This window comes from Cupriavidus taiwanensis LMG 19424 (genome assembly GCF_000069785.1).
GTDB lineage: Bacteria > Pseudomonadota > Gammaproteobacteria > Burkholderiales > Burkholderiaceae > Cupriavidus > Cupriavidus taiwanensis.
The window spans coordinates 21,970-47,367 of the sequence record NC_010530.1; the positions used below are offsets into that span (position 1 = coordinate 21,970).

Below are 25,398 nucleotides of genomic sequence, written 5' to 3' on the forward strand. Positions count from 1 at the left end.
ATGGAGGGACCCGAGATGAATACTACGACTTACGGCCTCGACATTGCAAAGACTGTCTTCCAGCTCTATTGGGTCGAGCCTTCCGGCAAGTGTTGCAACCGCCGCTTCAACCGTACGAAGCTGATCGAGTTCCTGGCCAAGCGCGAGCCGGGACGGGTAGCGCTGGAAGCGTGCGCGAGCGCGCATTGGTGGGCGCGTCAGTTGCAGGGCTTGGGCCACAAGCCGGTGCTGCTGCACGCGCGCTATGTGCGCCCGTTCGTGCAGACCAATAAAACCGATGCGGCCGATGCGAAGGCAATCTGGACTGCAGCGCAACAGCCGGGCATGCGCGAGGTGGCGCCAAAGTCCGAAACCCAGCAGTGCGTGCTGGCGGTGCATGCCATGCGTTCGCTGCGCATCAAGATGCGAACGATGCTGGTCAACCAGTTGCGAGGCATGCTGGTTGAATTCGGCATCCACTTCCGACGCGGCCGCCAGGCCGGGCTCGACGAGATCGTGCAACGTCTGCCGGAGATCGAGTCTCGCGTACCGCCGACGCTGTTCGAGGCCGTACATCAGCAGTTGCGCAGCCTGGAGAGTCTGGACCGTGAGATTGCCGAGTACGACCGTCAGATCACTGCCTGGGGTCGTCAGGATCGCGCCTGTCAGACTATCAGCGCCATCCCTGGCATAGGGATGCTCACTGCCACGGCCTTGGTGGCGACGATCGGTGAAGCGCGCACGTTCAAGTCCGGGCGGCAGCTGGCGGCATTCCTGGGTCTAGTGCCCAAGCAGACCGGTACCGGCGGCAAGGTCCGACTGGGTGGCATCAGCAAACGCGGCAATCCCTACCTGCGCACCTTGCTCATCCACGGCGCACGGACGGTGCTGAGCCATCTGCGACGCAAGAACCAGGGTGGCTGGAGCCAGGCATTGGCCCAGAAACGCCCCACTAACGTCGTGGCGGTTGCCATGGCCAACAAGACGGTACGCACGGTCTGGGCGCTGTTGGCCCACGAGCGGACCTATGACCGAGACTACGTCTCGGTCAGGCCTGCCTGATGGCAGGCTGAGCAAGCAAGGAAGAATCCGTCCACAGGTTGCGACGGTAATGTCAGCGTGATGGCAAAACAGGTTGGACCGCGGGAGTGCAAGCCCAATTGGTTACTGGTGCGGCAAGCACGGCAAAAAGATAGGGACACTCCCGGCGAAATCCATCAGGGCCCGCAGGCGTGGCCTGCACCGCAAGGCCGGATATAAGTCTGCAGCCAATCCTGTCCCGCCTGATGTTGGCGTTATCTTGCAAACCGGGCGCGTTCATATAAGTAACCAAAAAACGCGTCGCCTGTGCGGCTGGCAATCAATTCCACGGCGTTGGTGGTTCGGGCGGCGGTGATTTCCGTTTAGCGTGGGTGCCCGTTCGAGCCTGCTAACGCTATGTGAGTCAGGGGTGGTGCCTGCGATCACCTGCTTTTGAACAATCCCAACAGGGTGTAGGCAGCCTGCTGCGGGCGATATCGCGGGGACGCCTGCGGCTGCTGCGCAGGCTCAATATGCGCTGATGGTGTTTGGGCGTTCGCGCGTAGCGCAGGAAAAGGCGTTGACGCGATATCGCTATCGCGGGATTGCCTTGGTCACCGCCGTGCATGGGCACGACTTCGTGGAAGCTCCTGCCCTCTCCCCCGGCCCCTCTCCCGCAAGCGGGAGAGGGGAGAAAACCAGCGGGAGGCTAAATCCTTTGGATTCGCGCGCGACAACGCGTGCGAGCGCAGCGACGCACTCCGTGCCAGTGCGCAAGACCTGAGATAGGGAGCGCGCGCAGCGCAGCCGAAGGCGTCCCACCAATAACGTGATAAGCAGGCTGCCACCGACCTAAAGTCGGGTTCGTCCATCCGACCCCGAACGCCAGGCACCTCCCGGTAGCGTCAGCAGGGTCGAACCACCACCAGCACGACCGCAAGTCACAACCGCCAGAACCACCAACGCCGCCTTAGCCAGCCGCTTAGGCGACGCGCTTTTTGGTTACTTATATGAACGCGCCCGGTTTGCAAGATAACGCCAACATCAGGCGGGACAGGATTGGCTGCAGACTTATATCCGGCCTTGCGGTGCAGGCCACGCCTGCGGGCCCTGATGGATTTCGCCGGGAGTGTCCCTATCTTTTTGCCGTGCTTGCCGCACCAGTAACCAATTGGGCTTGCACTCCCGCGGTCCAACCTGTTTTGCCATCACGCTGACATTACCGTCGCAACCTGTGGACGGATTCTTCCTTGCTTGCTCAGCCTGCCATCAGGCAGGCCTGACCGAGACGTAGTCTCGGTCATAGGTCCGCTCGTGGGCCAACAGCGCCCAGACCGTGCGTACCGTCTTGTTGGCCATGGCAACCGCCACGACGTTAGTGGGGCGTTTCTGGGCCAATGCCTGGCTCCAGCCACCCTGGTTCTTGCGTCGCAGATGGCTCAGCACCGTCCGTGCGCCGTGGATGAGCAAGGTGCGCAGGTAGGGATTGCCGCGTTTGCTGATGCCACCCAGTCGGACCTTGCCGCCGGTACCGGTCTGCTTGGGCACTAGACCCAGGAATGCCGCCAGCTGCCGCCCGGACTTGAACGTGCGCGCTTCACCGATCGTCGCCACCAAGGCCGTGGCAGTGAGCATCCCTATGCCAGGGATGGCGCTGATAGTCTGACAGGCGCGATCCTGACGACCCCAGGCAGTGATCTGACGGTCGTACTCGGCAATCTCACGGTCCAGACTCTCCAGGCTGCGCAACTGCTGATGTACGGCCTCGAACAGCGTCGGCGGTACGCGAGACTCGATCTCCGGCAGACGTTGCACGATCTCGTCGAGCCCGGCCTGGCGGCCGCGTCGGAAGTGGATGCCGAATTCAACCAGCATGCCTCGCAACTGGTTGACCAGCATCGTTCGCATCTTGATGCGCAGCGAACGCATGGCATGCACCGCCAGCACGCACTGCTGGGTTTCGGACTTTGGCGCCACCTCGCGCATGCCCGGCTGTTGCGCTGCAGTCCAGATTGCCTTCGCATCGGCCGCATCGGTTTTATTGGTCTGCACGAACGGGCGCACATAGCGCGCGTGCAGCAGCACCGGCTTGTGGCCCAAGCCCTGCAACTGACGCGCCCACCAATGCGCGCTCGCGCACGCTTCCAGCGCTACCCGTCCCGGCTCGCGCTTGGCCAGGAACTCGATCAGCTTCGTACGGTTGAAGCGGCGGTTGCAACACTTGCCGGAAGGCTCGACCCAATAGAGCTGGAAGACAGTCTTTGCAATGTCGAGGCCGTAAGTCGTAGTATTCATCTCGGGTCCCTCCATCCTCGCGTGGTTGCTCACACTCCCACTCTGGCACATCGATGCCGTTTCGTGATGGGGGGACCCGCCTACCCTTCACGTTCCCCAGATGTCACAACTTGAATTGCCGGCGCCTTTAATCGGAGCGGGCCGGGGCGCGTTCATTCCATCTTTTTGGCGCTCGGCCAAAAAGTGACCCGCCCAGCAGGGCGGAACCAGGCGTTTCAACAGCCGACAGCATGTCACCAACAGCGCCCCGCCCAGCAGAGCGGAACCAGTCGTTTCAACAGCCGACAGCATGTCACCAACAACGCCCCGCCCAGCAGGGCGGAACCAGGCGTTTCAACAGCCGACAGCATGTCACCAACAGCGCCCCACCCAGCAGGGCGAAGACCCGCGGTTCCAATGCCGACAGCATGTCACCAACAGCGACCAACTCAAAAGAGAGCTGCAAACAACCCCACCTCATGCCCTCTTCGAACTAGCCCCCCCATACTGATTCATATACCGATACTTCCCGAAATGGTAATGCGCCCGATACCACCGCCCCTCCACCTTCAGCCCATTGAAAATCACCCCCTTTATATCACTCCCCGCCTGCACGATCGCGCGCCGCGTGGCCTTGAGCTCTGATGCCGTGCTGACATCGGCCCGCGCTACCAGGAACACCGCACCGGCCTTGGTTGCCAGCACGCCGGCGTCGGAGGTGGCCAGCACCGGCGGGGTGTCGAGCAGCACCACGTCGTAACGGTTCCTGAGCGTGGCCAGCAGCGTGTCCATGCCGCGCGTCTGCAGCAGGTCGGCGGCCATCGGCGGCTCGGAGCCAGTGGCGATGAAGTCGAGTCCCGGCACCACGTCGCGCTGCAGTACCTGCTCCAGCGGCGTGCCGGTGAGCAGCTCGGTCAACCCGGGCACGCGCGGCTTGCCGAAATGGTGGTTGAGCCCGCCGCGCCGCAGGTCGGCGTCGACCAGCACCACGCGGCGCCCGGCGGTGGCCAGCACCGTGGCGAAGTTGGCCGAGATGAAGGACTTGCCCACTTCCGGCGCCGGCCCGGTGATCACCACCACGTTGTTGCTGTCGCTGTTGAGCAGCGCGAACTGCAGCGAGGTGCGGAAGCTGCGCAGGCTTTCCACCGCCGGGTCGTCCGGCATGCGCCTGGCGAGCAGCTTGTCGATATCGGGCCCGCCGCGCAGGCGCGACTGCGCCCCGCTGTAGGGCACCGTGGCGTACACCGTCATGCCGGTCTCGCGCTCGATCTCGTCCGCATCGGCGACGCCGCCGTCGAACAGCCGGCGCAGCACCACCACCGCAGTGCCGGCCAGCAGGCCCAGCAGTACCGAGGCTGCGGCGATCAGCTTGCGGTTGGGTTTGACCGGACGGATCGGCACCTCGGCCGGGTCCACCAGCCGCGCCGTGCCGATCTTGCTGGCCTTGACCAGCCTGAGCTGCTGCACGTCATTCAGCAGCGACTGGTACATCTCGGTGCTGACCCGGACGTCGCGCATCAGCCGCAGCACGTTCTGCTCGATATCCGGCAGGCGCTGGATCTTGCCGCCGACGGTGCCGATCTCGGCGTTCACGTCGGCGATCTGCTTGTCCAGGATCTCGATTGCCGGATGGTTGGGCGTGAAGCGCGCAATCAGTTCCTGGCGCCGCTGGCGCAGGTCCGCCAGCTTGGTCTGGGCAGCCACGGACTGCGCCAGCACCAGCCGGGATTCTTCGTTCAGGTCGATGGTGCCGCGCTGGTTGCGCATGGCGTTGTAGCGCGATTCGGCGCTTTCCAGCTGCTGCTTGAGCTGCGGCAGCTGCGCTTCCAGGAAGGCCAGCGACTTCTCGGCCTCGGCGGCCTTGCGGCGCAGGTTCTGCTCGACGTACTCGTTGCCGATCTCGTTCAGGATGGCGGCGGTCTTCTCGGCCGAGGTGCCCTCCAGCGCCACGCCGATCACGCCGCTCTGCTTGCCGCGCTCGGTGATCATCAGCTGGCTCTGCAGATCGGCAATGGCCACCGCACGCGGCACGCGCGAGACATGGAACACCGCGCCGGGGCGGCCTTCGAGCTGGCTGATTTCGAGCGTGACCTTGCCGCTGTGGGTCGCCACCGTCAGCGGCACGCCGACGCGGCCTTCAGCCACGGCATCGTCGCTGGCGAAGGCCACCCGGTACTTGTCGTTGCCCAGCGCGGTCACGGTGATCAGCCGACGCTCCATCGCGGGCGGCACTTCCAGGCTCGAGACCGCGATCGCCTCGCTGCCCCACGCATAGCCGCCCCGGCCGAACAGCCCGGGCTGCGACAGCTCGCGGTTGAAGCCGGCCACGGCCGCGCCGATCACCGGGAAGTAATACGGCGACGCGGAGATGTCGAGCTGCAGCGCATCGACCGCCTTGCCCACCACCATGCGCGAGCGCAGCAGCTCGATCTCGGTCGACGGGGCGGGCCTGACGTCGTAGACCGGCGACACCGTCGCCGTAGGCTTGTTGTTGTTGTTGACGCTGCCGGTGTTATGGTCCTCCACCTGCACCAGGATATCGGCGCGGTAGACCGGCTTGGACAGCAACGCGAACAGCAGACCGACTGCCATCACCGCCGCGGCAACCGCGAGGAAGGTCCAGCGGTAGCGGATCAGCACGTCGACATACGAAGTCAGGTCCGACGACGGCTCCTCGCCTTCCGCGGCCCCGGCGTCGTAGTCACGCAGGTTCTTGATGTTGCTCATGTTGCCTCCCCATAGCGGGTTGCCTGTGCTTCAGATTGAATCTGTGCCGTCCATGCCTGCACGCCCTCGCGGATCAGCCCCAGCACGATCAGGAACATCGCCTGCGAGCCGCCATAGGGATCGGGAATATCCGCCTGCGCGGCCTCGCACAGGCGGAAGGTCTTGCCGCGCGCCCGCGGAAAGCGCTGCTCCACCCATTCGCGCTGCTCGCTGTCCATCACCAGCACCAGGTCGGCGCCGTCGACCATGTCGTCGTCGAGTTCGCGCGCGCGGTGCGCGCCCAGGTCCAGGCCGTCCCTGGCCAGCAGCCGGATCACGCGCGGATCGGCGCCGGCGCCCACCGGCGGCGCCAGCCCGGCGGAACTGATGCTGCAGTCGGGCAGTGCCTGGCGCAGCAGGTCCGCGGCCATCGGGCTGCGGCAACGGTTGCCCAGGCACACCACCAGGATCGAGCGGATCATCGCGGCTTCATCGGAGATCAGGGGCGGCGCCTGCATCATGGCTCAAGGTCGGGTCGCGAGGCTGTTGACGCCCACCAGCGGGCTCACCACCAGGGTCATGACGCGGCTCCACCGCACCACTTCGCGGGCATCGACGTAGACCACGTCCTTGGGCTCCAGCTCGAAGCCTTCGGCAATCGCCAGTGCCACCGGCGAGGTGCCGTCCAGGTGGAACACCTTGGGCGAATCGCTGGCCGTCTTGCGGATCACGTAGATCTGCTCGGCGTTTGCCGAGTTGGGGTTCACGCCGCCGGCGTCGCCCAGCGCCTCGTTCAGCGTCATGCGCCCGTTGCGCATCAGCAGCGAGGTCGGCCGGACCACTTCGCCGGTGACAAAGACCTTGCTGTCCTCGCGCTGCTCGACGCGCACGATGTCGCCCGAGCGCAGCAGGATGCGCGACGGGTCGATGCCCTTGGCCAGCATCGCGGGGATATTCACGTACCAGCTGCGCTCGCCACGGGTAACGCGCACGCGGCTGTTGTCGCCGGTGTTGTTGAGCACACCGCCGGCGCGGTTCAGCGCCTCGACCAGCGTCATCGGCGCGTCGTCGATGGCGAGCATGCCGGGCGTCCTGACCTCGCCGTCGACATAGACGCGCTGGCTGCGGAAGCCCAGCACGCGCACCGTCATTTGCGGGTTGCGCACCACCCGCGAGAGCACGCGTGCCATCTCGTCGCGCACCTGGTTGGCGGTCTTGCCGGCGACCTTCATCACGCCGGCATACGGGAACTGGATGTCGCCATTGGGACTGACCACATAGCCTGGCATGTTGGAGCCGCCGGTGGACGCCGGCACTTCGAAGCCGGCGCCGATGCTGTAGGTCTGCGTCGGGAACACCAGTTCCGGGTGGTCCCACACCACCACCGAGATGATGTCGCCGGGGCCGATCACATAGGGCTTGGGCGTGGCGAACAGTTCTTCGACACGGTCATTGGTAGGCTTGCTCTTTGCGCGCAGCTCGCGCACCAGTTCCATGGTGATGGGGGTGATGTCCGGCTTGGCGTCCGGCCCGACGGCGTCGACGTTCGCGGTCGGGCTGAAGTGCATCCCCGGCGATGCGGCGCAGCCGCCCAGCAGCAGGGCGGCGCCGAGCACGGCGCCCAGGCCCGGCAGCGAGTGCCGGCGCGACCGGCGGGTGCGTTGGGTGAGGCAAGCGGTGCGGCATTGACTGGTTTCCACGACATTCCTCCTGCACATTGGGGCGCGTCCGCACTGGGACGGCATGCCCCTGATGCTCCCAGCCTAGGGCGGTGGGTAGCGTGAATCGGTGCGCTCTCGCACACTGCCGCGGGCGCCTTGGGTGGCCTGCCGCGCACTGGTCGAATGCGCCGCGGCGATGCAGTCGGGCGCCTGGCTCATGGCTGCGGGCGGCGCTGGCCGATGGCGCGCGCGGGGGTGCCGCCATAGACCGTCCACGGTTCGCGCAGCGGCTTGGTGACCACCGTGCGCGGCGCAATCACCACGCCTTCGGGCAAGGTCACGCCCGGCGAAATGAACGCTTCGGCGCAGACCCAGACATGGCGCTCCAGCGTGATCGGCGACGCGATCAGCTGGAAGGTCTCGCTGTTGTAATCGTGCGAGCCCGTGCACAGATGCGAGCCTTGTGACACGATGGCGTAGTCGCCCAGCGTGATCGGACTGATGTTGTAGAGCGTCACGCCGTCGGCGACAGCGGTGTGCTCGCCCATCACCAGGTTCCACGGCGCCCAGATCCGCGCCCCGGGATAGACCCGCGCATCGCGGCCGAGGCGGGCGCCGAACAGCCGCAGCAGCGCGGCGCGCCAGGCATGCATCGGGCGCAGGCTGGGGCGGAACAGCCATAGCCATACCCAGTTCCATAGCTGCCGGCGCACGCGGTTGGACAGCGAAAACGACGGGCCGGAGGTGCGGTGGGTGTGCTGGATGATCATACGGAGCGTTCCGGGACGGCGGGCATTGCGGCGATGCTCGCGCGAAGCCGGCCGCGCATCGGTGCGCCGCGCCACAGAGGCAGGCGGAATCTGCAGGTATTCCTGCCGCTGTCCCCGCCGCAGTACGGTGCGCGGCCGGGCAGGTGCGCCAGCGCACGGAACGACACCCGGTGCGGGCGCATGCTGCGCACTGAACGCAGCGGCACGGGCAAACTGTCACGCTGCGCGACCGGAGCCACGACGCAATGATGCATCCCCCGCTGGGTCGCGAGACCCCTGCGCCCTTGCCAGGCATCCTGATTTACAGCGCTCCCTTCCATCCGCTGATCGGCGGCATGGAGCGGTTTGCCGAGGACCTGGCGAGCGGGCTGGCGGAACTGGGCTACGCGGTCGAGGTGGCCACGCGCACGCCGGCCGCGCCCGGCGATGCCACCACGTTCCCGTTTGCCGTGACCCGGGTGCGCGGCATGGTGCAGCTCGCGCGCGCCATGCTGCGCCACCGGCGCGTTCTGTTCGTCGGCCTGACTTTCTACGACGTGATGCTGGCCAGCGCGCTGCGCCGGCGCATCGTGCTGACGCACCACGGCCCGTATGTGGTCCACGGGCGTACGCGCGGCGCCTGGACCGGTGCGATCAAGCGCTGGCTGTCGCGCTTCTACGACGGCATCTGCGTCAGCCACTACCTGGCCGGCTGGCTGCCAGGCCAGCCGCTGGTGATCCACAACGGCTATCGCGACGAATTGTTCCCGGCACCCGCGCCGGCCGACGCGCGCCCGGCGGGAAGCTTCATCTTCGTCGGGCGACTGGTGTCCGAGAAGGGCGTGGAACTGCTGGTGCGCAGCTTTGCGCGCCTGCATGCGCGGCGGCCGCACGTGCGGCTGACCATCGTTGGGGACGGGCCGGAGCGCGCGGCCCTGGCAACGCTTGCCACCGATCTGGGATGCGCGGACGCGGTGCACTTTGCGGGCTGCCAGGGGGCCGCCAGCGTGGCGGCGATGCTGGGCCGGCATCGCTGCCTGGTGGCGCCATCGCTCGGCTACGAGTCCTTTGGCATCGTCGCGCTCGAAGGCCTGGCGGCGGGCTGCGAAGTCATCGTCAGCCGGCGCGGCGGCTTGCCGGAAGCGGTCGGCGACTTTGGCTGGGTCGTCGAGCCGGCGCTCGAGCCGTTGCACGATGCCATGGCAGCCGTGCTGGCCGGTGCGTCGCGCCGCGATGAAACGGGCATGCGCGAGTTCCTGCGCGAGCACGAGCGCAAGGCGGTGGCGCAGCGCTATGCCGAGGCCATTGCGCGCTTCACGCAGGATCCCAGCGAGCCGCGCGGGCGCGTACCGTTCAGCACCGAGCGGCAGGGATCCGAAGCCGGCCGCTAGGCTTCGCGCCAGCGGTCTTCGTGCGCGGTCAGGCATTTGCGCAGGAAGCCGAACAAGCCGGTGGCGCAATACACGCTGACGCGCGGAAGGCCGAACGGATCGTCGCTGGCGCGGGCCAGGCCGCGCGCGGTAATGGTGGCGTTGGCGTAGCCTGCCTCGCGGACCATCGCCCGGTGGGCGGCATCCTGGCTGCCGTAGGGATAGCAGAATGCCGTCACCGGCACGCCGATCCACTGCTCCAGTTCCTCCTTGGACGCGGCGATCTGCCGGCGCGCCTCGTGCGGCGCCATGCGGCGCAGGTCGACGTGGTCCAGCGTATGCGAGCCGACCTCATGGCCGCCCTGGTGCCATGCGCGCATCTGCGCCACGCTCATCAGCGCCGCGGGGCGGATGCCCAGGTGCCGGTCCCAGACATTGCTGCCCGACAGCTGGCGCGAGACAAAGTAGTTGGTGGCAGTGAAGCCCAGCGCATCCAGCGCGGGCATGGCGTGCTCAAAGACGTTGCGGAAGCCGTCGTCGAAGGTAATGCCGAACACCTTGCCGCTGCGCTCGCCGTGCAGATAGGGCATCAGGTCGCGCATGCTCAGGCCGCGATAGCCAAGCCGGTGCATCAGCCGCATCTGGCGGCGAAAGCGCGCGGGCGGCACCCACAGCCCGCGCCCGGGCGAGCGGCGTGGCGGCGGCGCGTCGATCTGGTGGTACATCAGGATCGGAATCGGCATGGCAGGGACCCGGTGCGCGCCATGCGGATGGCGCCGTTGCAAGCCATTCTGGTGCGCTGCGGGGGCGGGCTCGGTGCGCTGGTCCACATTCGCCAGGCGGCGCCGGCGCTGGCCCGCGCGGGTGTGTGGCAGCGAACAGAGCCCGCGCACGGGCTGGCTCATGCTGCGGGCACGAGGACGTATGGTCCCGCTTGCCATTGGCGCCAGCGTGGGGACCAGTGCCAGGCAAAGCAAGCGGGCACGACGCGCGGATTCCGGAGATCGCCCTGCACCATGAAACTGCTGCACGTCATACCCTCCATCAACCCCGCCGGGGGTGGCCCGATCGAAGGCATCCGCCAATTGCGCCAGCCGCTGCGTGAACGCGGCGCCGAGATCGACGTCTGCTGTGGCGACGCACCCGACGCCCCGTTCGTGCGGGCCAGCGAGATGAATGTGGTCGCGCTGGGCCCAACCTCGACGAAATACGGTTTCAATCGGAGGATGCTGGCGTGGCTGCGCGCCCATGCGGCCGACTACGACGCCGTGCTGGTCGAAGGCCTGTGGCAGTTCCATGCGCTCGCCGCCTGCCTTGCGCTGCGCGGCGGCAAGGTGCCGTACTTTGTCTTTACCCACGGCATGCTCGATCCGTGGTTCCGCGAGCGCTATCCGCTCAAGCACCTGAAGAAGAGCCTGTACTGGCTGTTGGGCGACTACTGGGTGCTGCGCGGCGCGCGCGCCGTGTTGTTCACCTGCGAGGAAGAGCAGCGGCGCTCGCGCAATGCGTTCTGGCCCTATCGCTGCCGCGAGCTGGTGGCGGGATACGGCACCGCGCAGCCGCCCACCGCCGCCGCGCCGTTGCGCGAGGGCTTCCTCGCCGCGTTCCCGGCACTGCGCGGCAAGCGCATCGTGCTGTTCCTCGGCCGCATCCACGAGAAGAAGGGATGCGACCTGCTGGTCGAGGCCTTTGCCGGCGTGGCCGGCGCCGACCCCCGCCTGCATCTGGTGCTGGCGGGCCCGGTCGACGCGGCGCTGCGCGAGCGCCTGGCGCGGCAGGCCGAACGCCTGGGGCTGGCGCAGCGGCTGAGCTGGACAGGAATGCTGTCGGGCGACCTGAAATGGGGCGCCTATCACGCGGCCGAGGTCTTCAGCCTGCCGTCGCACCAGGAGAACTTTGGCGTGGCCGTGGCCGAGGCGCTGGGCTGCGGCGTGCCGGTGCTGATTTCCGACAAGGTCAACATCTGGCGCGAAATCGTCGCCGACGGCGCCGGGCTGGCCGGCGCCGACACCGCCGCGGGCACCGGCGCGTGCCTGCGCCAATGGCTGCAAGCCGAGCCGGCCGCGCAGGCGCGCATGCGGGTGCAGGCGCGCGACTGCTTCCAGCGGCGCTACGAGGTGCGCCAGAGCGCGCAGCGGCTGCTGGACATCGTTGGCGAGCGGCCCTCGCTTGCGCCCGCCGACGCTGCCGCGGCGCGGCCCGCGCCCGCGTCTGCCGCCACCAGCGCCACGCCGGGCGGCACGCCATGAAAGCGCTGCGCATCTTTGTCTTCGCGGTGCTGTCGCAGGGGCTGGGCGCCGTCACCGGCCTGCTGCTGGCGCATTGGCTCAGCGTGGGCGACTACGCGATCTATACGGTCACGGGGGCCATTGTCGGCGCCATGTCGATCATCACCAAGGGCGGTATCCATTTCGGCCTGAATGCCATCCTGGGGCGCACCTGGCCCGACCGCGAACGCGCGGCCCAGGCCACGCGCGCCGCGCTGGCGCAGCGCAAGCGCATCTCGGTTTTCCTGCTGCCGCCGCTGCTGATCGTCGCCGGCGTGCTGATGTACCGCAACCATGCATCGCTGGCGTTGATCGCCGCGTTGCTGCTGACGCTGCTGACGATGTGGTATTTCGACATGCAGTCGCGCGTGGTGGACCAGGTGCTGCTGTTCGCCAACCGCGCGCCGGCGCTGCAGGTGCTGGATGCCGGCCTGTCGGGCGCGCGGCTGGTGCTGTCGTGGGGGATCTACCTGGCGGGGCTGCAGAGCGCGCTGGCCGCGAGCCTGGTCAACACGCTGTTCGCCGGCCTGCGCGTGCCGTTCGTGCGCCGCTGGCTGCGCCGCGAACTGCCGGCGAAAGCGGCCGAGCCGATGGCCGAGGACCAGCGTTCGATCCGCGCCATCACGCGCCGCCAGATTCCCATGGACGCGTTCTACTGCCTGCAGTCGCAGTTTGCCTTCGGCATCGTCGCGTTCTACGGCGCGGTCAGCCAGACCGCGGCGATCGGCGCGCTGTCGCGCATCGGGCAGCTGCTGGTGCCGGTCAGCATCGTGGTGGGCGCGTATGTCGTGCCCCGCTTTTCCCAGGCGCGCGTGCACGTGCTGCGCCAGTACCTGGGCTGGCTGTTGCTGGGTTCGATGCCGGCCTGCACGCTGGTGCTGCTGGCCTGGCTGTGGCCTGACCTGCTGCTGCGCCTGGTCGGCGCCAACTACGCCGGCCTGTCCTCGGAACTGCTGATCGCCTGCCTGGGCGCCGGCGCCTACAGTATTGCCGGCGTGGCCTGGGAACTGCTGGCCAACCGCGGCCTGAACCACTTCAACTACATGCAGGTGCCGGTGGTGATCGCCTGGTGCCTGGCCGCGCCCCACCTGCTCGACCTGACCACGCTGCGGGGTGTGCTCTGGTTCGAGGCCGGCCTGGCTTCGGGGCTTGGCGTCGCGGTGCTGTGCGAGCTGGCGGGGGCGATCCGCGCCGGGCGGCTGCTGCCGCCGGCCGTGCTGGGTGTCGACGGGAGCCGTCCATGAAAGTGCTGGTCACCCACCCCGGCTTGCAGCATTCGCACCAGATGGCGCAGGCGCTCCACGAGCAGGGCCTGCTGTGCCAGTACTGGTCGGGCGTGCCGGTGCGCGGGCCGGGCGAGCCGGCGCCGTGGTGGCTGCCGCCGTCGCTCGGCGCCAAGGTGCGCGAGGTCGGCATCCCCAGGGCCTTGCGCCGCCATCCGCTGTGCTTCCCGGCCATGCTCAAGCTGGGGCTGCATCGCCGCATCGGTCTCAACCGCTATCTGGGCATGTCGCAGTCGGCCTATGCGCACCGCGTGTTCCACCTGTTCGATGCGTGGGCGGCGCGGCGCGTCGAGGCGCTGCGCCCCGACGTGGTGGTGGCCTACGAGAACTCGGCGATGCGCACCTTCGAGGCCGCCCGCCGCATCGGCGCGCGCTGCGTGCTCGATGCGCCGGCGGTGCATCGCGCCACGGCGGCGGAGCTGCTCGGCCTGCAGCCCGACCCGTACCTGGCATGCATCGACGCACGCAAGGACCGCGAGGTGGAGCTGGCAGACCTGGTCATCACCTGTTCGGAGTTTGCCGCGCAGACCTACGCGCAGGCCGGCGTGCCCAGCGCCAAGCTGCGGCCGATCCTGCTCGGCGCCACCCCGCCGGTCAACGTGCAGCGCCGGCGCACGCGCGCCGGCACGCGCTTCCTGTATGCCGGCGGCCTGACCACGCTCAAGGCCGTCGACCTGCTGCAGCAGGCCTTTGCCATGGTGCGCGCGCAGGTGCCCGAGGCGGAACTCGCGGTGGCCGGCGGCGGTGCCGAGCCCGGGCTGGCCGCGGCCCTGGCGTCGACCCCCGGGGTCACGCTGCTCGGCGCCCTGCCGCAGCCGGCGCTCTACCAGGAACTGGCCGACGCCGACTGCCTGGTGCTGCCTTCGCGCTTCGATTCGTTCGGCATGGTGGTGGCCGAGGCGCTCGCCTGCGGTACGCCGGCGCTGGTGTCGGAGCGCGTCGGGGCCAAGGAGATCCTGCGGGAATTCCCGCGCGCGGGCTGGGTCGTCCAGGTCAGCGCGCAATCCTTGTATGACCGCATGCTGGAGCTTGCCACGGTGCGCGCCAGCCTGGACGAGGCGCGCCCGTACGCGAGCCTGGCCGGGGAGAAGTACACCTGGGCCAGGTATCGCAGCGCCGCGGTCGCAACCATCGCGACGCTATGCTGAGCCACTCCGCCGCACCCCTGGCGCCGCTGGCGCGCTCGCGCCTCCGCCGCCAGGCCCGCACCACCTTCGGCACCGTGTTCCTGCTGGTGTTCCTGGTGGCCGTGCTGGAAGGCGCGGCGCGCAAGTGGGTGGCGGGTTCGCTGAGCCTGCCGCTGGTGCTGTTGCGCGACCTGCTGGCGGTCTATGGCATCTACTACGCGATGCGCTATGGCGGCTTCACGCCGGCGCGGCGGGCGATGCGGCTGCTGCTGCTATGGAGCGCGCTGGTGCTGGCGTGGGGGCTGGTGCAGACCATCGCCGGCGACGCCAGCGTCGCCATCATGCTGGTCGGGCTGCGCTTCTGGCTGCTCTATGTGTGGTTCGGCGTGGCCGCGGCGCTGATGCTCGAGCCCGAGGACGTTGCCGCGATCTGCAAGACCACGCTGGTACTGATGGTGCTGATGGCGCCGCTGGTGGTGCTGCAGCACTTCCTGCCGCCCGGCAGCTTCCTGAACCGGCAGGTCGACGGCGACGAAGACCGCGTCTTCATGATGGTCGGCGACATCGTGCGCACCACCGGCACCTTCTCGTTCACGCTGGGGTACACCACCTTCCTGGCGATCACCATGCCGATCGCGCTGCAATACGTGCTCGGCGGCGAGGGCAAGCGGCACTGGCTGTATGCGCTGGTGGTGCTGGGCAGCCTGCTGGTCAGCGTGCTGGTGAGCGGTTCGCGCGCCACCGTGCTGCTGCTGCCGGGACTGTTCGCGGTGGCGGCGTTGTGCACCCTGATGTTCGGGCGCAGCGTGGCCAAGCGCCGCGTGCTGGTCTGGGTCGGCGTGGCGGTGCTGATCGGGGCCGTGGCCATGGCCGTGTTCAGCGCGTCGGTCGAAAGCACGGTGCAGCGCTTCCACGATGCCGCGGAAGACGAGGACTTCGGCGAGCGTGTCGGCACCATGTTCCTGGGAGAGAGCGAGGCCTATGCCAAGCCCACCCTGCTGGGAGTCGGGCTTGGACGCGGCAGCAACCTGGCCAGCTATCTCGAGCGCGGCGAAATCACCTTCATGCTGTCCGAGACCGAAACCGGGCGCACCGTCGAGGAGGCCGGCCTGCTCGGCTACCTGTACGTGGCGCTGAAGTTTGCCGTGTGCGTGGCCGGCCTGTGGCTTGCCGTCGGCGCGGCACGCCGCACCGGCAGCTGCTTTGCCATCCTGCTGTGGCTGGTGAGCACGCTGTGCCTGATGACGTGGTCGCTGATCGGGCAGCTGACCGCCAACGTACTGGGCTTTCTCTTTGTCGGCTTCACCATGGCGGTCACGCGCCTGGAGCGGCAGGGGCGGCTGACGGGCGCGAACAAGCGCGCGCGGCCGCGGCGACGACACACGCGCTAGCGGCGGGCCACGTACCCCATTGCGCATTCCCATCGGGCCTCGACATCAGGCATCCACATCGGACATCCACATCGATCCGCGAAGAAAAGCAATATGAGGCTCATCCTGTTCGGTCATCCCGCCTTTTTCGGCAGCCACAGCATGGACCGCTTCGCGGCCATGATCGTCGAAGGCATGCGCGAGCGCGGCCACGAGGCCCAGTTATGGACGCCGCCCGCCGTGCTGGTGCGGCTGTCCACGCGCCCGGGCCTGCGCAAGTGGCTTGGCTATGTCGACCAGTACATGCTCTTCCCCGCGTGGGCGTGGTGGCGGCTGCGGCGCGATGGCGCGGGCGCGCTGGTGGTGCTGACCGATCATTCGCTGGGCATGTGGATGTGGCTGCTGCACCGCCGCCCGCATGTGATCCACTGCCATGACTTCATCGCGCAGCGCACCGCCGCGGGCGAGTTCCCCGGCCGCCAGCTGTCGGCCAGCGGGCGTCTCTACCAGGCGCTGATCCTGCGCGGCATCGCGCTGGGCCGCAACTTTGTCGCGGTGTCGGAGAAGACCGCGCAAGACCTGCTGCGCCTGCATCCGGGGCCGAGGCCGCATGTGCAGGTCGTGCACAACGGGCTCAACTATCCATTCCGTCCGCTTGCGCCCGATGTCGCCCTGCGCCGGCTGCACGCGGCGGGCATCGACGATATCCGGCCCGGCATGCTGGTGCATATCGGCGGCAACCAGTGGTACAAGAACCGCGAAGGCGTACTGGCGCTATACCAGGCCTATTGCGAGGCCAGCAGTGCGGGCCATGGGGGTGCCGCGGCCGCGCCGCGTCCGCTGTGGATGATCGGTTCCGAGCCGACCCCCGCCATGCGCGAACTGGCCGCCGGCGCGGAACGGCTGGGTGGCCAGGTGCGTTTCCTGGAGGGCATGTCCACCTCGGCCGTGCACGCCGCCTATGCGCTCGCGGCGGTGCTGCTGTTCCCGAGCCTGGAGGAGGGCTTCGGCTGGCCCGTGATCGAGGCGATGGCGTGCGGCATCCCGGTGCTGACGACGGCGCGCGCGCCGATGCAGGAGATCGGCGGCGGGCTCGCGCTGCTGATGGAGCCGATGGAGCCGGACCAGGCGCAGGCCTGGGCCCGGCGCAACGTGGGGGTCTTGCTGGAGCTGCTGTCGTGGCCGCAGGCGCGGCTCGACCAGCTTTCGGCCGACTCGCTGGCCTGGGCGCGGCATTTCTCGGCGGAGCGCGCGCTGGACCAGTACGAAGCGATCTACCTGGCCGCGCTGGCGCCTGCCTCGGCCACCGAGACGGCGGAGGCCGAGGCTGGCTGAGGCCAGATGGTGCCAAGCCCGCGCAACGACGACGTGGCGCGGGCGTCGCCGCAATGCTGGCTCAATGCAGGGTGTAGGCGACGGTCTGGATCACGCCCGCGCCTTCGCGCACCTCGCACAGCACGCGGCTGTGCACCGGCTTCAGGTTGAACGGCGGCGCGGTCAGCACCACGCCGCTCGGGACCATGCGCGCCAGCCGCGTCGAGGCGCCCAGCCGCTTCTTGGCATTGGGCGGAAAATCCCGCGCAAGCGGCAAGTGTTCGGTCAGCACCAGCACCTGGTAGCGGTGCAGCCTGGCCAGCACGCGCGCGATCCTGCCGTTGTCCAGGTGCTGCAGCACCTGGCGCAGGAACACCACGTCGCCGGCGGGCAGCTCGTCGCCGGCAATGTCGAGGCAGCGGAAATCCACATCGAGGTGGGCGTAGCGCGCGCGATTGGATGCGATCAGCGGCGCCACCACGTCGCAGGCCACATAGCGCCCGCAGGCCGGGCGGATGCGGCTGCCGATATGGAAGTCGCCGCAGCCCAGGTCGACCACGTCCGGCTTGCGCGGCAACTCGCGCAGCAGCGCGGTGACCGCCTCGGCGTAGGGCTCGACGATGCGCGGATCGTGCGAACCGGTGCCGCTGAAGAAGCCTGGCTCGTCCGCCTCGCCCCACAGGCTGCTGTGGTAGACGTCGGAGAACACTTCGCCAGGCGGCTTGGTGCCGTAGCGTGCGTCATGTTGCTGCTCGCGGCGCACGTGGTAGTACGTGCGCAGCCAGACTGGCACCAGCGGTTTGATGGTTTGCATCAGGCGTTGCGCCAGTGCGGCTTGCGTGGCGGCGGTGTTCTGGCTCATGACGGGTCCCCTGGGTGATGAGCATTTGCCGCCTCCGCGGTCAAGCAACCGCGGAGGCGTCTTGCGCGGCAGGCGGTGATACCAGTGCCTGCAGTGCGGATTCCAGTTGCGCCAGCACCGCGTCGCGGCCGAGATGGGCTTCGGCCCAGGCGCGGCCCGCGGCGGCATGCATGGCGCGCCGTTGCGGCTGGCAGGCGAGCGTGGCAATGGCGTGCGCCAGCGCGCTGCCATCGCCGGGCGGCACCAGCACGCCCACGCGCGCCACCAGGCGGCCCAGTTCTGTGTCGGGCTGCGCCGTGGCAATGACCGCGCGCCGGCTCGCCAGCATGCCGGTGAGTTTGGAAGGCATCACCAGGTCGGCGGCATCGGCGCGCTGCGGCAGCAGGTGGATGTCGGCCGCCGCCATCATGGCGTGGAACTGCGCCTGCGGCTGCAGCGGCAGGAAGTGCACGCGTGCCAGGCCCGCGCAGCGCGCCTGCAGCGCGGCGCGGCCGCTGCCGTCGCCGCACAGCACCACGTGGATGTGCGCGTGGCCCTGCAGCGCCTGCGCGGCATCGGCCAGCACTTCCAGGCCCTGCTTGTTGCCCATGTTGCCGGCATACAGCACGATCACCGCACCGGCAGGAATCCCCAGGCCCTGTCGGAACGCCAGCGCCGCGTCGGCCGGGGCTTCGTGCAGGTCGGCCCAGTTCGGCAGCAGCCTCAGGCGCGCGTTGCTGACGCCCTTGGCGCGCAACGCGTCCGCCATCGCCTGCGAGATGGTCGAGACCCGGTGGTAGCGGGTGGTCAGCGCGCGCTCGATGCGTGTGGCCAGGCGGCGCAGCAGGGGATGGCGCAGCACGCCCAGCGCGAACGCGGCATCGACCTCGAGATCCTGCACGTGCAGCCAGGTGCGGGCGCGCGTGCAGCTGCCCAACAGCAGCGCCGCCGGGCTGCACATCAGCGTGGGCTCGACCGCGAAGATCACGTCGGGGCGCCAGCGCAGCTGCGCCGCCATGCAGGGCACGCTGCTCAGCGCAAAGCTCATCAGGTGCAGGATGCGCAGCAGGCCCGAGGGTTTGCGCGGCACCCACACCGGCGTGCGGTAGACCGTCACGCTGTCGTGGGCTTCGCGGACATAGCGCCACGCGCTGTAGCCCTCGCTGACGCGCCACGCGGGATAGTACGGGGGCGCGCAGATCACGCGCACTTCGTGGCCGCGCGCGGCCAGCCATTGCGCCTGCTCGCCGGTGTACTTGCCGATGCCGGTCAGTTCGGGCGCGTAGTTCTGGCAGTAGATCAGGATCTTCATGGCCGCTCCGCGCGCGTTCGGGGTCAGGCCAGCGCGGCCGCGATGCCGCCGGGCAAGGTGCCGGTGCGGCAGGCCTCTTCGTAGACGCCGCGCAGGCCGTCGTGCAGCGCAATGCGCGGGCGCCAGCCGGTGCGCATGATGGCGCTGCTGTCCAGCCGCTTGCGCGGCGTGCCGTCGGGCTTGTCGGCTTCAAAGGCGATGGTGCCGCGATAGCCGGTGACCTGTGCCACCAGTGCCGCCAGCGCGCCGATCGAGACCTCGTCGTCGCTGCCGACGTTGAGGAAGCCCGCGGGCGCAGCCTCGCGGTAGGCTGGCGTGGACAGCGCCATCACATGCAGGCAGGCACGCGCCAGGTCGTCCGCGTGCAGGAATTCGCGCAAGGGCTTGCCGGTGCCCCACACCGGCACGCGCGCGCTGCCTGCCAGGCGGGCGTCGTGGAAGCGGCGCACCAGTCCGGGTATCACATGGCTGTTGTCGGGGTGGTAGTTGTCGCCGGGCCCATAGAGATTGGTCGGCATCACGCAGCGGTAATCGGTACCGTACTGGCGGTTGTAGCTGTCGCACAGCATGATGCCGGCGATCTTGGCGATAGCGTAGGGCGCGTTGGTCGGCTCCAGCGCGCCGGTCAGCAGCGACGCTTCGCAGATTGGCTGCGGCGCCAGTCGCGGGTAAATGCAGCTCGATCCCAGAAACAGCAGCTGCCGCACGCCGGCCTGCCAGGCGGCATGGATCACGTTGGTGGCGATGGCGAGGTTCTGATGGATGAATTCGGCGGGGTAGGTATTGTTGGCATGGATGCCGCCGACGCGGGCCGCGGCCAGGTAGACCGCGTCGATGCGCTGGCCGGCGAAGAACGCCTGCACCTGCGCCTGGTCGCACAGGTCCAGCTCGGCGTGCGTGCGCGTGACGATGTCGGCGCCGCCTTGCGCGCGCAGGGCGCGCTCGATGGCCGAGCCGACCATGCCGCGGTGGCCGGCGACAAAGATGCGCGGGCGCGCTGCCAGGGCCTGGTTCATGGGATCCTCGCGGTGGCCGCCCGGACGGCTACTCAAGATGGTTGAAAGCCTGGAATCCGGCCAGCCTGACCAGCGCGTCGCGTCGCGCGGCGGCGTAGTCGGCCTCGATCATTTCCCGGACCAGTTCGGCGAAGCCGATGCGCGGGGTCCAGCCCAGGCGCTCGCGCGCGCGGCTGGCATCGCCGAGCAGCGTTTCCACCTCGGTCGGCCGGAAGTAGCGCGGATCGACGCGCACCACGATCTCGCCCGGCTTGCACGCCGGCGCGATCGCCCCGCCGCGCGCGGGCGGATCGACATGCTCGACGATGCCGACCTCGTCGACGCCGCTGCCATGGAAGGTGATGGTGATGCCCAGCTCGCGCGCCGCGCGCTGCACGAACTCGCGCACGCTGTGCTGTTCGCCGCTGGCGATGACGAAGTCTTCCGCCGCGGGCTGCTGCAGCATCAGCCACTGCATTTCAACGTAGTCGCGCGCATGCCCCCAGTCGCGCAGCGCCGACAGGTTGCCCAGGTACAGCGTTTCCTGCAGCCCCAGCGCAATGCGCGCGATCGCACGGGTGATCTTGCGCGTGACGAAGGTCTCGCCGCGCACCGGGCTTTCATGGTTGAACAGGATGCCATTGCAGGCATACATGCCATAGGCCTCGCGGTAGTTCACCGTGATCCAGTAGGCATAGAGCTTGGCGGCGGCATACGGGCTGCGCGGGTAGAACGGCGTGGTTTCCTTCTGCGGGATCTCCTGCACCAGGCCGTAGAGTTCGGAAGTGGACGCCTGGTAGAAGCGCGTGAGCTTCTCCATGCCCAGGATGCGGATCGCCTCGAGCAGGCGCAGCGTGCCGATGGCGTCGGTGTTGGCGGTGTATTCTGGCTCTTCGAACGAGACCTGCACGTGGCTCTGCGCGGCGAGGTTGTAGATCTCGTCCGGCTGCGACTGTTGCACCACGCGCACCAGGCTGGCGGTGTCGGTCATGTCGCCGTGGTGCAGGATCAGCCGGCGCTCCTGCGCCTGCGGATCCTGGTACAGGTGGTCGATGCGCTCGGTGTTGAACAGCGAGCTGCGCCGCTTGATGCCGTGGACCTCATAGCCCTTGCCTAGCAGCAGTTCGCACAGGTATGAGCCGTCCTGCCCCGTGATGCCGGTGATCAGCGCGCGCCGGATGCCGTTGCGGCCGCGTGGCGCGGTCCGTTCCGGCCCGCTGGCGGTGATATGACCGAGAGTGTCCAGCTCGTTTGCGCCCATGGCTCTGATCCGTTAGCAAGTGGGGCGACTGTAGCGCCGCGCTGCAGCGCCGCACCGTCTGCTACCCCACACAACGGCGGTTGGCGGTGTGGGCCCACCGCCACGGATCAGGTGCGCGGCATCGGCGCCGCGACCTCGGCGCGGGCGCGTTCGGCGCTGCCCTCCTGGCCCCGCGCAAGCCGCAAGTGCTGCCACAGCAGGCGCGTGGTGGCCCAGAACGGCGCCACGCCGCGCCAGCCGCTGCGGTGCAGGTGCTGGCCCAGGTTGTGCGGCAGCGCCAGCATCAGGAACAGCGCGGCCTTGTCGTGGCGGTGCTGGCTGCGCCCGTACCGGTGCAGCATCGTGACCATGCGCGCGGCATCGGCGGCCGGGCTTCCCGCGCACGGCGGCGGCCGCTGGGCATCAAGCTGGTTGACCGCGCTGGGAATCAGCTCGATGCGGCAGCCGCAGCCATAGACCGCGCGTCCTGTCAGGTCGGCGACGTCATAGTCGGCATCGAGCCATTCGTCGAACGGCAGCCGCTCCAGCAGCGCGCGCGGGAACACGGTGCTGGACAGCACCACTGCGCACAACGGCCGCGCCCGCGCGGCCCGGCGCGGCGGCTGGCGCAACGGCTGCCCGAGGAAATCCTCGCGCTGCGGCCGCAGGCATTCGCCCGCGCATATCGCCGTGCCGGTCAGCACCAGCGCGTCGGCGTTGCCACCGGCGGCGACCCGGTAGATGAAGTCGTCGGCCAGGCGCTCGCCCATCTGCTGCAGGAAGGTCGGCCCCAGCGTGGCGTGGTCGTCGAGAAACAGCACATGCGTGCCGGTGGCCGCGCGCAGCAAGCGGTTGCGGCTGGCTGCGGCGCCGCGCCGCGGCCCGTCCAGGCAGGGGATGTCGGGGTACGCGTCGCGCATCAGCGCGCGCGTGGCGTCGTGGCTGCTGTCATCGCAGACGATCAACTGGTGCGGCGGCATGGTGGATGCCGCGATCGACTGCAGGGTACGGCGCAGGCCGTCCGGATGGTCGCGCGTGCTGACGCACACGGAAAAGCTGGGCAAGAACGTGCTGGCTTGCATGATGACCCCTCCCCGTCCGGCAAGCGCCGGCCTTGCGCCGGCCCGTCTGTGCGGGCACGGCGCGGCAAAACCCTCAGGCCACCGGCCTGACCGCCTGGCACGGCGGTTCGTTGCGCCGTGGCGCCACCCCGGCGCCATTGGTTTCGCGCGTCATGCGTTCGTCGCCGCTGACCCACTCCAGCGTCGCGCCGCGCTGCAGGGCGGCGTAGACGGCCTCGCCCTTGTTGCGCACCTTGAGTCGCTGGTACAGCGTGCAGGCGTGGCTCTTCACCGTCGCCACCGAGATGTTGAGCATGCGGCTGACGGTCTTGATCGGATAGCCGCGCGCCAGCAGCACCAGCACCTCGTACTGGCGCGGCGTGATCTTGAGCATCTCAGCCTCGTCGTAGCCGGGCTCTTCCTCGGTCAGCGGCATGGCCGCGGGCGCTGGCGAGACAGCCGCCGGGGCCGGCGGCGACAGCGGCTGGCCGGGCCGCAGCTCGGTCAGGTCCCGCAGCGCAACGGTGGTACGCAAGGCGGCGCGGGGCGTGCTGGCGCAGGACGCCAGCGACAACTGCTCCCCCGGCGCTTGGGCCGGATGCGCGGCGCTGAGCGGCAGCGGCGCAGCCGAGGCGAGTGACTGCGTGGCAGGCATCGCCGAGCGCGACGCCGAGGGCAGGGTGCCGGTCTCGGCAGTGAAGACCAGCCCCTGGACGCCGGACACGGCCATGCGGATGGCGGCTTCGATCACCGCCAGCGAGGCCGACTTGGGCAGGCAGCCGCAGATGCCGCGCGCGCTGTCCGCGGTGGGCACGTGCAAGGGCAGGGTGTCGGCAAGGACCAGAATGCGTTGTGGCGCCAGCAGTTGCCGGGCCTGTTCCAGCAACAGCCAGCCGGGCGCGGGGTCGGCTGGCATGCCGAAGACGAGCAGGTCGGCGTTTTGGTGCCGGGCATCCAGCCTGGCCATATCCGTGGGAGCGACCGCCGCAACCTGGGCGGATTCCTGGATGTTCTCGAGCATCTGCAACAGCCCGAGGCGGAGCAACGGATGCTCCTCGATCAGCAACGCATTCATGGACTTCACTCCCCGTTTTTACCCGGGGGCGGACTGCGGGGCACTTTGGCGTATGGACGACATGACAGGACCGCCGTCACCACGATGCTGGCGACTGGTGGCTGGCTCTGCGGCTGACCCCCATGCTTCCATGCCTGGCGGCTCCGTTGTTCTGGTGGAACTGGCCATGGCTGGAAGGATGACCCCGAAATCCGAACCCGGGTGCTTCTTACTCCTAAATCAGTTGGAATTCATCTTATGGGGTGGGGGAGGGGAATGCAAGCGAGTGGGTTCGAGGTGGAATGAGGGAGGGAATGAAAGGACCTTCATAATCCTTTCAAATATGCCGTATTTATACCTGCCAGGTTCCGGAAACGCCGCGCTGACGCCATCCCAGGTGGTTTCACCGATGTGACATTGAGAATTAAATTGGTTGCAAATCTGAAACAGATTTGATTATCCAATCCCGTATATGACGGTTTTATAACCCTATTGAGGGGTGTCCGGAATACGGCTTCAATGGCGCTGCTCCAATTATGAAACGCGCCCCGGAAATGTGGGTTGCGAAATCAATTCGGGAGATTGGGGGGCAGCTCGCGCACATGGTCTAGTGCTTCTGGATGAGGCGTGGCTGCAACCGTGGATGAGCGCTGCGGCGCCGGCGGCACCGGCCGCGCCGGGCTTGCCACCACCCATTGGTGGGGAAGCCGGCGCGGTGCCGGAAGGGGGTGCCAGCGGCTCAGCGTACCCAGCGGCCCGGGCGCATCACCCAGCCGTGCGGCCCGCGCACCCAGCGCTCGGGCACATAGCGGTAGCCGACGCGCTGCGGCTGCCAGTAGCCACCGCGCCAGGCGTAGCGTCCGCCGCGCGCTTCCCAGTGCCCGGGCACCCAGACCTGGCCGCGGCGCGCGCCCGGATGCGGCTCATAGCGCGGCGGCGGCGGCGGGTGGTCGTAGCCGCCGGCGACAGGCGCTGGGTGGGCTTCGGCAGGGGCGGTCAGTCCGAAGGCGCCGCCCGTGGCAAGGACGGCAGCAGCAAGCAGGAGTTGGCGTTTCATGGGAGGGCTCCTTTGGGCGGTGGGACGAATCAGTAGCGGTCGTAGTGGTGGTAGTGGCGCGGCGGCGGGCCGCCGCGCGGGGGCACCACGATGCAGGCGGAAAGCAGTGCGGCGGTAGTAGACAGCAGCACCACCAGCGAGAGGGCTCGTTTCATCTTGGCTCCTGGCGGGATCGCGTTGGACACGGCTTCAATGTAGCGGCCGGCCCTCCCGCTGCGCGCTTGCACTTGTAAGCCTGTCTCACAAGCGGCGACGGAACGGGAAAGCCCCCGCCCGGCCGGCATGAGCGGCCGGCAACCCTTGCCAGGCAAGGCCCGGCGGGCACTGCCGCGGAGCGGGCGGACCGCGCCCCGGCACAACCGGGAAGGTAATGTGACGTTACATGCGAAATAGTTCTCGCAAGACGGCAAGCCCGGCGCGCACGCAGAAACGGGTACGCAGGAAGGCGAAGGCCGACCCCGGCATGGGGCGCCATCCGGGCGCGATGCGCTATACCAGTGGGAAGTGGCCACGGATGCGGGAAGGAGGCGCCATGCCGGTCATGCTCATCGTGCTTGCCTTGCAATGGCTGCAAAGCCTGTCGCCACCCGCCGCGGCATTGTTCGCACTGCCGCAGGCGCCGGCACCGGCGGATGCCACCGCCGTGGTGGAGGTCGCGCCGGCCCGCTGAGGGCGCTGGCGCGCCGGTCCTGAGCCGGCTGCTGGCCGGACTGGTATC

At 68.6% G+C, this 25,398-nt stretch carries 22 protein-coding genes; 8 read left to right on the top strand and 14 right to left on the bottom strand.

What is annotated here, in order from left to right; all coding sequences use genetic code 11:
• Positions 1-15: 15 nt before the first annotated feature.
• Positions 16-1,041: an IS110-like element ISRta3 family transposase gene (locus tag RALTA_RS15885; RefSeq protein WP_012356612.1), complete on the top strand. Its 1,026-nt coding sequence runs from the start codon at positions 16-18 to the stop codon at positions 1,039-1,041.
• 1,227 nt (positions 1,042-2,268) lie between these two features.
• Here RALTA_RS15885 and RALTA_RS15890 read toward each other — a convergent pair.
• The 5 genes from RALTA_RS15890 to RALTA_RS15910 form a co-directional block, all read right to left on the bottom strand.
• Positions 2,269-3,294 carry an IS110-like element ISRta3 family transposase gene (locus tag RALTA_RS15890; RefSeq protein ID WP_012356612.1) on the bottom strand — a complete coding sequence of 342 codons (1,026 nt, stop codon included), beginning with the start codon at positions 3,292-3,294 and terminating at the stop codon, positions 2,269-2,271.
• A gap of 456 nt (positions 3,295-3,750) precedes the next feature.
• A complete protein-coding gene (locus RALTA_RS15895) occupies positions 3,751-6,000 on the bottom strand; it encodes a polysaccharide biosynthesis tyrosine autokinase (RefSeq protein WP_012354886.1) in 2,250 nt (749 codons plus the stop codon).
• Complete coding sequence (locus RALTA_RS15900) at positions 5,997-6,500, bottom strand: low molecular weight protein-tyrosine-phosphatase (protein WP_012354887.1); 504 nt, start codon at positions 6,498-6,500, stop codon at positions 5,997-5,999. The genes RALTA_RS15895 and RALTA_RS15900 overlap by 4 nt, the downstream gene beginning before the upstream one ends.
• A gap of 3 nt (positions 6,501-6,503) precedes the next feature.
• Positions 6,504-7,613: a polysaccharide biosynthesis/export family protein gene (locus RALTA_RS15905; protein ID WP_232347912.1), complete on the bottom strand. Its 1,110-nt coding sequence runs from the start codon at positions 7,611-7,613 to the stop codon at positions 6,504-6,506.
• Positions 7,614-7,855: 242 nt separating this feature from the next.
• Positions 7,856-8,410, bottom strand: coding sequence for an LbetaH domain-containing protein (locus RALTA_RS15910; protein ID WP_012354889.1), 555 nt, complete (start codon positions 8,408-8,410; stop codon positions 7,856-7,858).
• Between the two features lie 245 nt (positions 8,411-8,655).
• On the opposite strand from RALTA_RS15910, the gene RALTA_RS15915 reads away from it, so the two are divergent.
• A complete protein-coding gene (locus RALTA_RS15915) occupies positions 8,656-9,780 on the top strand; it encodes a glycosyltransferase family 4 protein (RefSeq protein WP_012354890.1) in 1,125 nt (374 codons plus the stop codon).
• Here RALTA_RS15915 and RALTA_RS15920 read toward each other — a convergent pair.
• The gene (locus tag RALTA_RS15920) at positions 9,777-10,502 is read right to left on the bottom strand and encodes a polysaccharide deacetylase family protein (protein WP_012354891.1); all 726 of its coding nucleotides are present in this window, start codon (positions 10,500-10,502) and stop codon (positions 9,777-9,779) included. The two genes, RALTA_RS15915 and RALTA_RS15920, sit on opposite strands and share 4 nt — an antisense overlap.
• Before the next feature lie 273 nt (positions 10,503-10,775).
• Here RALTA_RS15920 and RALTA_RS15925 point away from each other — a divergent pair, with 273 nt between their 5' ends.
• The 5 genes from RALTA_RS15925 to RALTA_RS15945 all read left to right on the top strand — a co-directional run bounded on the left by RALTA_RS15925 (position 10,776) and on the right by RALTA_RS15945 (position 17,141).
• The gene (locus tag RALTA_RS15925; RefSeq protein ID WP_012354892.1) at positions 10,776-12,008 is read left to right on the top strand and encodes a glycosyltransferase; all 1,233 of its coding nucleotides are present in this window, start codon (positions 10,776-10,778) and stop codon (positions 12,006-12,008) included.
• Entirely contained in the window at positions 12,005-13,270 is a 1,266-nt protein-coding gene (locus RALTA_RS15930) for a hypothetical protein (RefSeq protein WP_012354893.1), read from the top strand. Before RALTA_RS15925 ends, RALTA_RS15930 begins: the two co-directional genes overlap by 4 nt.
• Positions 13,267-14,457 (top strand): glycosyltransferase, encoded by a 1,191-nt coding sequence (locus RALTA_RS15935; protein ID WP_012354894.1) that lies wholly within the window; start codon positions 13,267-13,269, stop codon positions 14,455-14,457. Before RALTA_RS15930 ends, RALTA_RS15935 begins: the two co-directional genes overlap by 4 nt.
• Entirely contained in the window at positions 14,451-15,827 is a 1,377-nt protein-coding gene (locus RALTA_RS15940) for a hypothetical protein (RefSeq protein ID WP_012354895.1), read from the top strand. Before RALTA_RS15935 ends, RALTA_RS15940 begins: the two co-directional genes overlap by 7 nt.
• 93 nt (positions 15,828-15,920) lie before the next feature.
• Positions 15,921-17,141, top strand: a complete 1,221-nt coding sequence (locus RALTA_RS15945) for a glycosyltransferase (protein WP_012354896.1) — start codon at positions 15,921-15,923, stop codon at positions 17,139-17,141.
• A 61-nt stretch (positions 17,142-17,202) separates the two neighbouring features.
• Here RALTA_RS15945 and RALTA_RS15950 read toward each other — a convergent pair whose 3' ends face one another.
• The 8 genes from RALTA_RS15950 to RALTA_RS30970 form a co-directional block, all read right to left on the bottom strand.
• Positions 17,203-17,982 carry a class I SAM-dependent methyltransferase gene (locus tag RALTA_RS15950; RefSeq protein ID WP_012354897.1) on the bottom strand — a complete coding sequence of 260 codons (780 nt, stop codon included), beginning with the start codon at positions 17,980-17,982 and terminating at the stop codon, positions 17,203-17,205.
• 40 nt (positions 17,983-18,022) lie between these two features.
• The gene (locus RALTA_RS15955) at positions 18,023-19,273 is read right to left on the bottom strand and encodes a glycosyltransferase WbuB (protein WP_012354898.1); all 1,251 of its coding nucleotides are present in this window, start codon (positions 19,271-19,273) and stop codon (positions 18,023-18,025) included.
• Between the two features lie 23 nt (positions 19,274-19,296).
• Positions 19,297-20,289 carry a GDP-L-fucose synthase family protein gene (locus RALTA_RS15960; RefSeq protein WP_012354899.1) on the bottom strand — a complete coding sequence of 331 codons (993 nt, stop codon included), beginning with the start codon at positions 20,287-20,289 and terminating at the stop codon, positions 19,297-19,299.
• 28 nt (positions 20,290-20,317) lie between these two features.
• A complete protein-coding gene (gene gmd / locus RALTA_RS15965) occupies positions 20,318-21,529 on the bottom strand; it encodes a GDP-mannose 4,6-dehydratase (protein WP_012354900.1) in 1,212 nt (403 codons plus the stop codon).
• Between the two features lie 107 nt (positions 21,530-21,636).
• Positions 21,637-22,590 (bottom strand): glycosyltransferase family 2 protein, encoded by a 954-nt coding sequence (locus tag RALTA_RS15970; RefSeq protein ID WP_012354901.1) that lies wholly within the window; start codon positions 22,588-22,590, stop codon positions 21,637-21,639.
• Positions 22,591-22,663: 73 nt separating this feature from the next.
• Entirely contained in the window at positions 22,664-23,644 is a 981-nt protein-coding gene (locus tag RALTA_RS15975; protein WP_012354902.1) for a helix-turn-helix transcriptional regulator, read from the bottom strand.
• A gap of 718 nt (positions 23,645-24,362) precedes the next feature.
• Entirely contained in the window at positions 24,363-24,680 is a 318-nt protein-coding gene (locus RALTA_RS15980; protein WP_012354903.1) for a YXWGXW repeat-containing protein, read from the bottom strand.
• Between the two features lie 29 nt (positions 24,681-24,709).
• Positions 24,710-24,835 carry a hypothetical protein gene (locus tag RALTA_RS30970; protein ID WP_012354904.1) on the bottom strand — a complete coding sequence of 42 codons (126 nt, stop codon included), beginning with the start codon at positions 24,833-24,835 and terminating at the stop codon, positions 24,710-24,712.
• Between the two features lie 377 nt (positions 24,836-25,212).
• Here RALTA_RS30970 and RALTA_RS30650 point away from each other — a divergent pair, with 377 nt between their 5' ends.
• Positions 25,213-25,350: a hypothetical protein gene (locus tag RALTA_RS30650; protein ID WP_167330461.1), complete on the top strand. Its 138-nt coding sequence runs from the start codon at positions 25,213-25,215 to the stop codon at positions 25,348-25,350.
• Positions 25,351-25,398 lie beyond the last annotated feature (48 nt).

Bases quoted from the DNA above. Each gene is read 5' to 3' on its own strand.
- RALTA_RS15890 (WP_012356612.1), bottom strand. From the start codon at position 3,294: ATGAATACTACGACTTACGGCCTCGACATTGCAAAGACTGTCTTCCAG.
- RALTA_RS30650 (WP_167330461.1), top strand. From the start codon at position 25,213: ATGCCGGTCATGCTCATCGTGCTTGCCTTGCAATGGCTGCAAAGCCTG.
- RALTA_RS15925 (WP_012354892.1), top strand. From the start codon at position 10,776: ATGAAACTGCTGCACGTCATACCCTCCATCAACCCCGCCGGGGGTGGC.
- RALTA_RS30970 (WP_012354904.1), bottom strand. From the start codon at position 24,835: ATGAAACGAGCCCTCTCGCTGGTGGTGCTGCTGTCTACTACCGCCGCA.
- RALTA_RS15885 (WP_012356612.1), top strand. From the start codon at position 16: ATGAATACTACGACTTACGGCCTCGACATTGCAAAGACTGTCTTCCAG.
- RALTA_RS15950 (WP_012354897.1), bottom strand. From the start codon at position 17,982: ATGAGCCAGAACACCGCCGCCACGCAAGCCGCACTGGCGCAACGCCTG.
- RALTA_RS15935 (WP_012354894.1), top strand. From the start codon at position 13,267: ATGAAAGTGCTGGTCACCCACCCCGGCTTGCAGCATTCGCACCAGATG.
- RALTA_RS15975 (WP_012354902.1), bottom strand. From the start codon at position 23,644: ATGAATGCGTTGCTGATCGAGGAGCATCCGTTGCTCCGCCTCGGGCTG.
- RALTA_RS15915 (WP_012354890.1), top strand. From the start codon at position 8,656: ATGATGCATCCCCCGCTGGGTCGCGAGACCCCTGCGCCCTTGCCAGGC.
- RALTA_RS15895 (WP_012354886.1), bottom strand. From the start codon at position 6,000: ATGAGCAACATCAAGAACCTGCGTGACTACGACGCCGGGGCCGCGGAA.
- RALTA_RS15910 (WP_012354889.1), bottom strand. From the start codon at position 8,410: ATGATCATCCAGCACACCCACCGCACCTCCGGCCCGTCGTTTTCGCTG.
- RALTA_RS15940 (WP_012354895.1), top strand. From the start codon at position 14,451: ATGCTGAGCCACTCCGCCGCACCCCTGGCGCCGCTGGCGCGCTCGCGC.
- RALTA_RS15980 (WP_012354903.1), bottom strand. From the start codon at position 24,680: ATGAAACGCCAACTCCTGCTTGCTGCTGCCGTCCTTGCCACGGGCGGC.
- RALTA_RS15900 (WP_012354887.1), bottom strand. From the start codon at position 6,500: ATGATGCAGGCGCCGCCCCTGATCTCCGATGAAGCCGCGATGATCCGC.
- RALTA_RS15960 (WP_012354899.1), bottom strand. From the start codon at position 20,289: ATGAACCAGGCCCTGGCAGCGCGCCCGCGCATCTTTGTCGCCGGCCAC.
- gmd (WP_012354900.1), bottom strand. From the start codon at position 21,529: ATGGGCGCAAACGAGCTGGACACTCTCGGTCATATCACCGCCAGCGGG.
- RALTA_RS15970 (WP_012354901.1), bottom strand. From the start codon at position 22,590: ATGCAAGCCAGCACGTTCTTGCCCAGCTTTTCCGTGTGCGTCAGCACG.
- RALTA_RS15945 (WP_012354896.1), top strand. From the start codon at position 15,921: ATGAGGCTCATCCTGTTCGGTCATCCCGCCTTTTTCGGCAGCCACAGC.
- RALTA_RS15920 (WP_012354891.1), bottom strand. From the start codon at position 10,502: ATGCCGATTCCGATCCTGATGTACCACCAGATCGACGCGCCGCCGCCA.
- RALTA_RS15930 (WP_012354893.1), top strand. From the start codon at position 12,005: ATGAAAGCGCTGCGCATCTTTGTCTTCGCGGTGCTGTCGCAGGGGCTG.
- RALTA_RS15955 (WP_012354898.1), bottom strand. From the start codon at position 19,273: ATGAAGATCCTGATCTACTGCCAGAACTACGCGCCCGAACTGACCGGC.